Source organism: Ruminococcus flavefaciens (assembly GCF_900108555.1).
Classification (GTDB): Bacteria; Bacillota; Clostridia; order Oscillospirales; family Ruminococcaceae; genus Ruminococcus; species Ruminococcus flavefaciens_P.
Genome location: NZ_FNWV01000027.1, coordinates 1 through 9,187 on the forward strand (window position 1 = coordinate 1; position 9,187 = coordinate 9,187).

At 35.4% G+C, this 9,187-nt stretch carries 8 protein-coding genes; 5 read left to right on the forward strand and 3 right to left on the reverse strand.

Annotation, left to right across the window (positions count from 1 at the left end; genetic code table 11):
• The first annotated feature begins 129 nt into the window (after positions 1-129).
• Positions 130-1,182 (forward strand): replication initiation protein, encoded by a 1,053-nt coding sequence (locus BLW60_RS16010; protein WP_074719163.1) that lies wholly within the window; start codon positions 130-132, stop codon positions 1,180-1,182.
• Positions 1,179-1,790 (forward strand): hypothetical protein, encoded by a 612-nt coding sequence (locus BLW60_RS16015; protein WP_074719165.1) that lies wholly within the window; start codon positions 1,179-1,181, stop codon positions 1,788-1,790. The genes BLW60_RS16010 and BLW60_RS16015 overlap by 4 nt, the downstream gene beginning before the upstream one ends.
• A 228-nt stretch (positions 1,791-2,018) precedes the next feature.
• Here the strand turns inward: BLW60_RS16015 and BLW60_RS16020 are convergent, their stop codons facing one another.
• The 3 genes from BLW60_RS16020 to BLW60_RS17245 form a co-directional block, all read right to left on the reverse strand.
• Complete coding sequence (locus tag BLW60_RS16020; protein ID WP_074719167.1) at positions 2,019-2,381, reverse strand: hypothetical protein; 363 nt, start codon at positions 2,379-2,381, stop codon at positions 2,019-2,021.
• A 13-nt stretch (positions 2,382-2,394) separates the two neighbouring features.
• On the reverse strand, positions 2,395-5,658 hold the full coding sequence (locus BLW60_RS16025) for a dockerin type I domain-containing protein (RefSeq protein ID WP_139283449.1): 3,264 nt from the start codon (positions 5,656-5,658) through the stop codon (positions 2,395-2,397).
• A 366-nt stretch (positions 5,659-6,024) separates the two neighbouring features.
• Positions 6,025-6,126 carry a DUF6040 family protein gene (locus BLW60_RS17245; protein ID WP_242872907.1) on the reverse strand — a complete coding sequence of 34 codons (102 nt, stop codon included), beginning with the start codon at positions 6,124-6,126 and terminating at the stop codon, positions 6,025-6,027.
• A gap of 748 nt (positions 6,127-6,874) precedes the next feature.
• Here BLW60_RS17245 and BLW60_RS16030 point away from each other — a divergent pair.
• The 3 genes from BLW60_RS16030 (at position 6,875) to BLW60_RS16040 (ending at position 8,906) form a co-directional block, all read left to right on the forward strand.
• The gene (locus BLW60_RS16030; RefSeq protein ID WP_175460965.1) at positions 6,875-8,299 is read left to right on the forward strand and encodes a hypothetical protein; all 1,425 of its coding nucleotides are present in this window, start codon (positions 6,875-6,877) and stop codon (positions 8,297-8,299) included.
• 99 nt (positions 8,300-8,398) lie between these two features.
• On the forward strand, positions 8,399-8,656 hold the full coding sequence (locus BLW60_RS16035; RefSeq protein WP_074719173.1) for a type II toxin-antitoxin system Phd/YefM family antitoxin: 258 nt from the start codon (positions 8,399-8,401) through the stop codon (positions 8,654-8,656).
• On the forward strand, positions 8,649-8,906 hold the full coding sequence (locus tag BLW60_RS16040) for a Txe/YoeB family addiction module toxin (protein ID WP_074719175.1): 258 nt from the start codon (positions 8,649-8,651) through the stop codon (positions 8,904-8,906). The genes BLW60_RS16035 and BLW60_RS16040 overlap by 8 nt, the downstream gene beginning before the upstream one ends.
• Positions 8,907-9,187: the final 281 nt, after the last annotated feature.

Here is a 9,187-nt window from a genome sequence, read left to right on the forward strand (position 1 = left end):
ATTGCCAACCTTTTATTTCCGATTACCAACCTTTTATTTCTTGATTGCCAACCTTTTATTTTCAATTAACAACCAAATGCTTGACAAGGTTGTAAAGTGGTGGTATACTGGTGAAAGAGGTGATTCCTGATGTCAGAAATATTTGAAACTGCAATAGTTGAAAAAAGAAACGTATTAAACGAGCTAAGAACAACGCTGCATACAACACAAGAGCTGCGTCTGTTCTCAATCTATCTATCAAAAATAAATCCATACGATAAGAATACAAGGATTGTTAGATTTCCTTTATCGGACTTTCAGCGCATAATGAACTTTGGAAAGCTAAATATAGCACAACTAAAGGCAAGCGCAAGCAGTGTTTTAAAGTCACAAGTATTTCTGCCAAAGGAAAACGGCGGCTTTAAAGGCGTTAATCTGTTTGAAACTTTTGATGTCGATCAAGACGGCAGTGGCAACTGGTATGTGGAAATTAATGCAACAAATGCAGCTCTGCCTTTGATGTTTGATTTTAAAGACAGGTATTTTAAGTATGAGCTTTGGAATGCTCTGCGTTTGAAAGCTCCCAGTCAAATAAGAATGTACGAAATACTAAAGCAGTATGAAACAATAGGCAAACGAGAAATAGAAGTAAAGAAACTGCAGGAACTGTTAGGTGTAAACTATACAAGATGGGACAGATTCAAGGCGAAAGTGCTTGACAGCTGCCAACAGGCACTAAAAGAGACAACAGATATTTATTATACCTACGAGCGAGGAAAGACAGGAACAGGCGGCAAGTGGCTAACTATTATCTTTTATATCAGCAAAAACAATGATTATGTAGATCAACTTTCATTATTTGAATTTATGGAACAGTCGGAGGAGCAAAGCGGAGCCGCCAAAGAGCCACAACTTGAATTATTCGATACCGAAACTGAGCAGAACGAAAGCACTGCTTTTTTCTCAGGTGCTTGTGATGACGAATTTACAGCAACCGAAATTGAAAGTCTTGTAACCATAGTCAATACAATGGAACTGCCACCACATGAAATGGGATCTGTTTTTGCAAAATATCATTTCTTGCTGGAGCAGTATACACGATTCAAGGCAATATCAGAGCGCACAACCATAAAGAACCGATACAGCTATTTTTATACTATGATACAATCGGAGCGAGATAAGCAGCGAGGTGAACAGCCATGAACATAAAAGAACTTTCAAGGGAACTTGAAGTATCAGAGCAAGCCCTGCGGAGTTGGTGCAAGCGCAACGGGGTACGAAAGGAAAGCGAAAGCGAAGCGAAAGGAAAGAAAGCAGGGTACTTGCTTACGGAAAATGACGTAGAATCGATGAAAATATACTACTCCGCGAAAGGAAAGCGAGAGAAAGAAATTAAGAAAGGAAACGAAAGTAAAACGCTTGATATATTAGCAGAACAACTCGTCGAAAAAGACAAGCAAATAGCAAGTCTTCTGGAGCAATTGAAAGCCAAAGATGCACAACTCTTACAGCTCAACGACAAGCTGACGGCAGCACAAGCTCTACACGCTGGAACAATTCAAGCGTTACAGGACAAGCAAGAGTCACAAGCTCAGAACGAGACCTCAATGGCAGAGGAACAACCGACGGCAGCACAAGATCAGATTAAGGAACTCTCAGAGCAGTTACAAGAGCTGAAAGCTGAAAATCGAAAAAAGGAACAGGCTCAGGAGCAACTCACCGCAAGAATAACAGAACTTGAAACGGCAGCGGCAACGAGCGCAACAAAGTCAACGATCTGGAGCAGACTTTTTCACCGTAGCAAAAAATGATAAGCCGTCAAATAGGGAACAAGAGCATAAAGTTTCGTTTAATTCTTATTTGATGCAACTTTAGAAACGGTGTTTAGCCTTATATCTCAGCTGCGGTCATAATTGTACCATTTCTATGTGTTTTGTCCTTCATTGACATACAAAAAACAGCTTTCCCTGCCCGAATTAATTCGAGCGTAAGGGAAAGCTGCTTTTCATTTGTTGCTATGTAATATCGAAAAGTTTATTTTAGTAGCTACTGATTGTTATATGTCCACATGATTCTTTAGCCTTCTTAAATATTGAACGGATAAGACAAAGCACTTCCTTGTCTTCTTTATATTCAAGCATATTTTCGTCTATTTTCTGTAGTTGTTCATAGAATAAATTTATATCAGGAACAATCCAGTTTTCCTTATCATACCAACCAATATTTAAATGATAATAGTATGGAAAACCAATCCATCCCTCCTTTTTAGGAGGAATTAATTTAATTATTGTAGAAAAATATCCTCCCCATATTCCTATGCTTTCAATTTCTTCTGCGTTAATGAACAACCTAAAACAGATTTCTTCGTCGCCTTCATGGCCTTTATAGTAACTTTCGTTCATAATAATATCACCCTCACTTTGCTAACCAATGTCCAGCTTCGAGCATATCCATTTGTTCTTGAGTTGCTGTTCCTGCAATGTTAGCTTTTTCAGCAGCTGTCCATATATCTTCATGAATCCAAGTATCACCCACTAAATATTCTGTAACACGTTCTTGCCCTTTTGGTGTTCCAGGAATTGTTCGTGTTACTACCCATGTTGTTCCTCGTTCATACTTCATTGCACCAGGTGTTTCAGTATGCCAACGTGCCTCAAAGTTATATATACCCTCTGACCAACGATATTTTATCTGTTGATACCCTTTATTCATTGTTTTAGCTATGGCATTAGCATCCGCTTCTGCAGGTATTTCTACAGGAGAACCACCCGTTTGACGAATATCACTTATTATGCTCTTTAGTTTTGTTGGATTATTAGCTGCTAAATTATTAATATCGATATTGTCGTATTTTGTAATGTGTTTTGCATCGCTTCCTTTTAAATCATCAAGTCGTTCTTCAACCGCTATTTTTCCGCCTCCATAATACGTTTCGATGGCATTTTTAGCTATTGGATTACCATATTCAACAAGAAAATCACATAACATTCCCGCATATTTAGAGCTAATCGAATTTAATAAATCTAAGGCTCCTACTATGCCAAATTTTGAATTAGCAAATCCATCCATAAGATATTTGCCACTGGCTCCCAAAGCCTTTTTACCTATATTAGTTTTAGCAAATGCAGAACTAACTGATTTAAATAAAAATCCAATAGCAGGTGATGCTATTTCTATAGCGGCTGTCCATTCTAAATGTTTATATCCATTTTTCGTAATAGATTTCCCAGCTTCTTCATTGCCATCCATATATAAATCCATTAATATTCTTGTCTCATATAGTCGTTCTTCAATATTCCTTAAATAAAAACCACCTGCAATAAGTACACCTAATCCAGCAGCTGAAATCAATAATGGAATTAAGGCCAAACCGCCTGTCAAAAGAATCAAACCCGTTCCAAAGATAGTTGCACCAAGCATTATCAAATGAAAAGCCCAAGTACATTCAATAACAGTCGCTATTATATTACATAAAAATGATAATCCTACCCAAGAACATAAACCTCCACCATTAATATTATTACCTAAATTATTATTTATAATATAAGCGTTTGTTCCCGTTGAAGGATCATACACAATATAACCCGTTCCACTCCATGCTCCAATAGTAATTTCTTCATTTGGGACGGTAATATATTTTCCCTCATTGATATATTTAGTAATGTCAGCTTTATTTTGATCACTTAATTTGCTCAATTCAAGTTGATTAATATTAGCTTTAGATAAATAAAGTATATCTATATCATGTTCAGTGGCTTGTTTTAAAACTTCAGCAGTAGATACAGTTTGCATACCTGTAAATTGTTTTATTACTTCGCTTTCACAGAACGATGATATATAACCTGTTGAGTGCTTTATTTTTTCTTCTTCTTCTGTGTCATTTTTTAAGCTTACGAAAATAGTTTTGTTATCTAATACATCAATATTAATAGTTCCTTCTTTATACAATCTTGGAGATGAACCAACCTGATTGTATATATGTGGTGTAAAATCAACGATAGCAACACTTAACTCACGCTCATAACGCATATCGGCAAAACTTGCAAGTATTGCATTATTAGTGTCTAATTGAGAAAAATATGATTTACCTAAAAGAGACAATGTATTCATCATATCTCTCGAACCATATATATTTGACTCATTAAGATTCTTTTGTTCAATTGAAGTTTGAGGAAGTTTAGCATATCCGTCTGCTATTTCATAAGGTGAAATGATTTGATAATCAAGTGTTATGCTATATAATGCACCTACTGTCAATTCTTTAGTAATAGTCCGTGTTTTACCTGAAGAAGTGATATCAATCTGAAGCATTTCTTTTTCGCCAAGTAAATAGGAATCTGTATTATATGCTTTAGTTTCACCATCCACCTTTAAAACACCATGAATTTGTGCTTGTTGAGTATATGTACCTAAATTTTGAGTTAAGTCATCAATACTATCAAAATTGAAATATACATCCATAGCCAATGATGCATCTTCTGTAAATTCATATTCAAGAGTGATATCTTTTCCATATAAGCAACATGTTTTCTTTTGATATATTTTCATATTCCCTAAAGAAAACGTTATCATATCAGATTGAGAATTTAGAAGAGACGTTTCAATTTCAAATTGATTACTTGGAATATAATGAATCATATAATTGTCTATATTTTGCTGGATTATCTCATATTGCTGAAAAGTAGTTAGCCAATCCGTTGAGTTATATTGAGATTCTAATTTATTTGAAACATCATACATTTCTAATGTTGAATCTGAAAGACTATATTGTGTATCTAATTTAGTCATAATATCACTAAAATCTATAGAATTTATTTTTTTAGAGTAATATTTAAAACTTGGATCTATTACGGTGTCGTTTTCTTCATCTACAATTAGATATACCATAACTTGTTCGGTAAGATATCCTCCTGTTTCATAAGGAGTAAGTATTTTTCCACATGACGTAAAGATCTTCTTAGCAGATTCTATGTTAGAAGCAGCGGTCATATTAATAAGTTCATCATCAGAAAAAACAACATCCCCAACAGCATAATATGCATTATAACCTAAATAACGTAGCATTGCAATAAGAAGACTGGCTTGATCATAATCGTTTCCTCCACCTTCCTCAAATGTTCCTACAGCACCCTTTCGCGAACCATAATAAAATTCAGTTTTGATATTATTTAGAACATATAGAAACACCGCAGCAGGTGAATTGAGAATTTCAGCAAGATTTGCCATATCTTTTGTAATTTGTGTTTCATCACCGAATACAGCTTCCCCATTTATGTTTTCTGTAATAAATGTTCGATTTATATTGCTAAAAGCTTTTTTTACACTTCCTGTAAAACCTTTAGTAATACCAAGTAAATAATCTTGTATCTCATTAGCATCTTTTATATCAACTATACCATCAATATTAACATCAGCTGCTGTAAGATTAATATTGGTAGAGCCTGGATCAATAATTTCCTTTTTAATTAATGTTACATCAAATATATCCACTTTTTTATCATCATTTACATCACCATATATTATTTCGGTTTCTGCCGCATTTGCTCTAAATTCATTTGCTAATGTTTGCAAACTGCCAGATGACACAAAAATTGTAACTGCAACTGCAGTTAATGTAGAAAGAATTTTTTTTAACATTTTTTCCTCCATTTTTCCTAATATCATTTTTGCTGCGATCATAGATTTTGTGTTGCAATAACTTGCAGCTGAGTTTTTGCAACAGTTTCACCCCTCCTGTACAAAAAAATAAACAATACCGTGAAATTGAAAAGCGAATAGAATAAAAGATCTTTTAGTAAATTGAAAGAGTTAATAATTACTGCGACTAAATAAAAGTATTGTTTTCACTGCATATTAAGCAGCATATAAATTATATCATAAAAAACAGCATAAATCAATGATATTGCGTGAAATGCAGTTTTTTAGCGCAAAATGGATATATTTCTTAATCATATATTCAAAAATACTTATCTGCTTTTGGACAGATTTGATCTCCGGCTTTATTCATTACTCATAGTCCGCTAAATCCTATCGTTTATCAAGCCGTTAACGCAGCCCTCTTGCTTCTTTGTAGCCGTCTATGTACCACCGAACAATGATATATGCAGCATGGAAAAGTATCAGCAACAGAACGATATTCAAAGGCATAAGCTCCGCTCCCAACACCAAAATACTGAACCAGAATACGCTTATAAGCTGGCTTCAAGTCCATATCTTAATAAAGTAATTGAGCAAATTTCATTACTGAAAAATCTTAGCATTGGAACTTTGATACATATAAGGCTTCTATAACAAGTGACTTTTTGTATGAATGAGATTCTATTATTATATTGTACACGATAAATATAGGGTGCAAACGCAGCTACGATCATACGAAATGCACCCTATATTTTCTTTTTTCAATGTGGTTTTTAAGGGAGTCAAGGGGGTCTCCCCTTGCCCTCGGAGAGCTCAATGCGCTTTGGGGTTTCCCAAAGTGCCATTGAGTTACACATATCTTCTTGACGTACCTCTTTGCAAGTGCTATAATGGATATGTGTAGTGCCACCTTCGGTGGCAGAAAGGAGTTGCGGCAATGAAGTATAATATTGAAGCAAAGGCAAGTATGCACGTCGGCAAAAAGTATTCCCTCAAGCATAACCTGAGAGAGTACGATGCTAATAAATGGAATACTGACGGTCACATTCAATCAGATCGCTCTCATCTGAATGAAAGGCTGACTCATACTGAACTGCGTGATTTCTTTCAGAAAACATTTGGCGCAGCGATAGACCAGTACAATGAAAAGAACAGGGAGAAGCATCCTGATCGTATGACTTCGGTAGATGATTACTATAACAAGTATAAGGGACACGCTCAGGAATGTATCATGCAAATGGGAGATCATGAGAACTACATGGAGCTGATAAAGCTTGTCGGACAAGAAAAAGCCGATTCTATTCACAAACAGTTCTTGACCAGGGCTTATAAGAATTGGCTTAAATATAATCCTTCACTTAAAGTATTCTCTGCTACCATACACATGGACGAAATAAAAGACGGTACCCCTCATATTCATATTGACTTCCTTCCTGTGGCTGAGAGCAGCCGCGGTCTGACTGTCAAGGTCAGTATAGACGGAGCTATGAAAAAGCTCGGATATGACCGTAAAACAAAGGCTAAAGACGGAGAAAATGATAGTTATAAGGAAACACCTTACCGGAAATGGTTATCACAGCAGCGTGAACGTGTAGAGATCCTTGCTAATGAATATGTACACCTTATCCCCTCTCAGCCTTTCACAAAGCGCAGGAGGCAAGAAACATGGCAATGGAGAGCGCAGCAGAAAGAAGCTCTTGTAGAGGACATTAAGCAGCTGTCTGAGACAAAGGTTCAGTCTGAAAAGGATATAGAGCAGCTGCGAACAGAATATCAGCAGTATCGAGATCTGAAAGTTGACAAAGAGGATTTATCTCAGAAAATTAAGGTAAAGGCTGGTCATTTTGGAAAAAATGATACTGTAGTAATGGACAAGGCTGATTTTGATAAGATACAGGAACAATCCGCTGCTTATGTTGCAAATTATGATAAGATAAAGCTTGCAGATGAGCGGAGTTCAGATCTTGATGAAAGAGAAAAAAGGCTAAATGAAGCTGAAAAAAGCGTTGAATATATAAAGAATGGGCTTGAAAAGCAAAGACAGGAAGTGTTTGAAGCTGCATTGAAAAAGAAAAAAGAAGCAGACGCTATACTTTTTAATGCAAAAAATAAGCAAGCTAATGCAGATATGATAAAAAGAAATGCTGATCGCCTGTATATGGAACAGAAAGATATCAATAACACTGTAAAAGAATTAAAAGACAGAGTCAGATATGTAGAAAATCAAATCATCATTGCTGACGATAAAGCTGAACGATATCTTAAAGAACTAAAAAACAGCGATTTAGAGCATAAAAAGGAAGTTACAAGGTTAGAAGACGATATACAAAAAATACAAGGAGAAAACAGAAGCTTGAAACAATCTGCTGCATCCCTCAAAAATTCATTATACAAAGCTATAAGAGTAATTGCCTATATATCCAATCACTTAAAATATGAGCTAAAAAAGGGGGAGCTATCAGATGTAACAATGACAAGATTAAAAGGAGCACAACAATTTGCAGAAGAAATGTGTGAGGATGACAATTTATCGCCTGAGCAAAAAGACTTTATAAAAAATATGCAGAATAGAGGAGTGCTCTCAAAAGAAGTTCGTGATATAGTCCTGAATATCCGTGAGGAAATGAAAAAGGAAGAAGAGCATGAGCAAGAGCAAGATCATTACTATGGTATGACACGTTAGTTTATAAATAAACTAACCGCTATTGACAAATAATAAGAAAAATGCTATAATATAGTTGTACAAGAAACAGTACAATATATTGTACAAAGGAGTGATTTTATGTTAGCAGTTAATTACTCGACCATGAGAGACAATTTAAAAAGCTACTGCGACAAGGCAACCGATGACGCTGAAACCGTTATAGTTACCCGTAAAAATGAAAAAAACGTAGTTTTAATGTCACTTGAACAGTATAACGCACTTACAAAAGCAGTAAGAAATGCAGAATATCTTGCAAAAATAGACAGAGCCTTTGAACAGTTAGAGGCAAATCAAGGAAAGCAGCATGATCTGATCGAGGTTGAAGAAGATGAATAAACTTTGGTCGGATATAGCATGGGACGAATACTTGTATTGGCAGCAAACTGATAAAAAGATAGTCAAGAAGATCAATGAGCTGATAAAGGACATAGAACGTAATGGACTTTCACAAGGCATCGGACATCCAGAGCCGCTGCGTTATCGTAAAGGCTGGAGCAGACACATTGATCATGGTAACAGGCTTGTATACAATATTGTTGACGGAAACTTATGGATCGCAAGCTGTAAAGGACATTATGAGGATTAAAGGTAGGTTATACAACCTGCCTTTTTCCTTTCTAATATGTTCACTGTTATTCCCTTCTTATTATCTATCGGTCAATCTGTCTGTTAATAGAAATCAATACACGTTGTAAAGTATGTATCGTGTATTGATTGATAGATTGATTTAAAAGTGATTTAATATATGATTTAAAAGTTGATTTCGGATATCTGAAACAACGTAAAATAGCACTATTTCGGATTCAATTGCCAACCTTTTATTTCCGATTACCAACCTTTTATTTCTTGATTGCCAACCTTTTATTT

Excerpts from the sequence above, each read along its gene's own strand:
- BLW60_RS16040 (WP_074719175.1), top strand. The coding sequence starts at position 8,649 with ATGAATAAACTTTGGTCGGATATAGCATGGGACGAATACTTGTATTGG.
- BLW60_RS16035 (WP_074719173.1), top strand. The coding sequence starts at position 8,399 with ATGTTAGCAGTTAATTACTCGACCATGAGAGACAATTTAAAAAGCTAC.
- BLW60_RS16020 (WP_074719167.1), bottom strand. The coding sequence starts at position 2,381 with ATGAACGAAAGTTACTATAAAGGCCATGAAGGCGACGAAGAAATCTGT.
- BLW60_RS16025 (WP_139283449.1), bottom strand. The coding sequence starts at position 5,658 with ATGATCGCAGCAAAAATGATATTAGGAAAAATGGAGGAAAAAATGTTA.
- BLW60_RS16010 (WP_074719163.1), top strand. The coding sequence starts at position 130 with ATGTCAGAAATATTTGAAACTGCAATAGTTGAAAAAAGAAACGTATTA.
- BLW60_RS17245 (WP_242872907.1), bottom strand. The coding sequence starts at position 6,126 with ATGCCTTTGAATATCGTTCTGTTGCTGATACTTTTCCATGCTGCATAT.
- BLW60_RS16015 (WP_074719165.1), top strand. The coding sequence starts at position 1,179 with ATGAACATAAAAGAACTTTCAAGGGAACTTGAAGTATCAGAGCAAGCC.
- BLW60_RS16030 (WP_175460965.1), top strand. The coding sequence starts at position 6,875 with ATGGAGCTGATAAAGCTTGTCGGACAAGAAAAAGCCGATTCTATTCAC.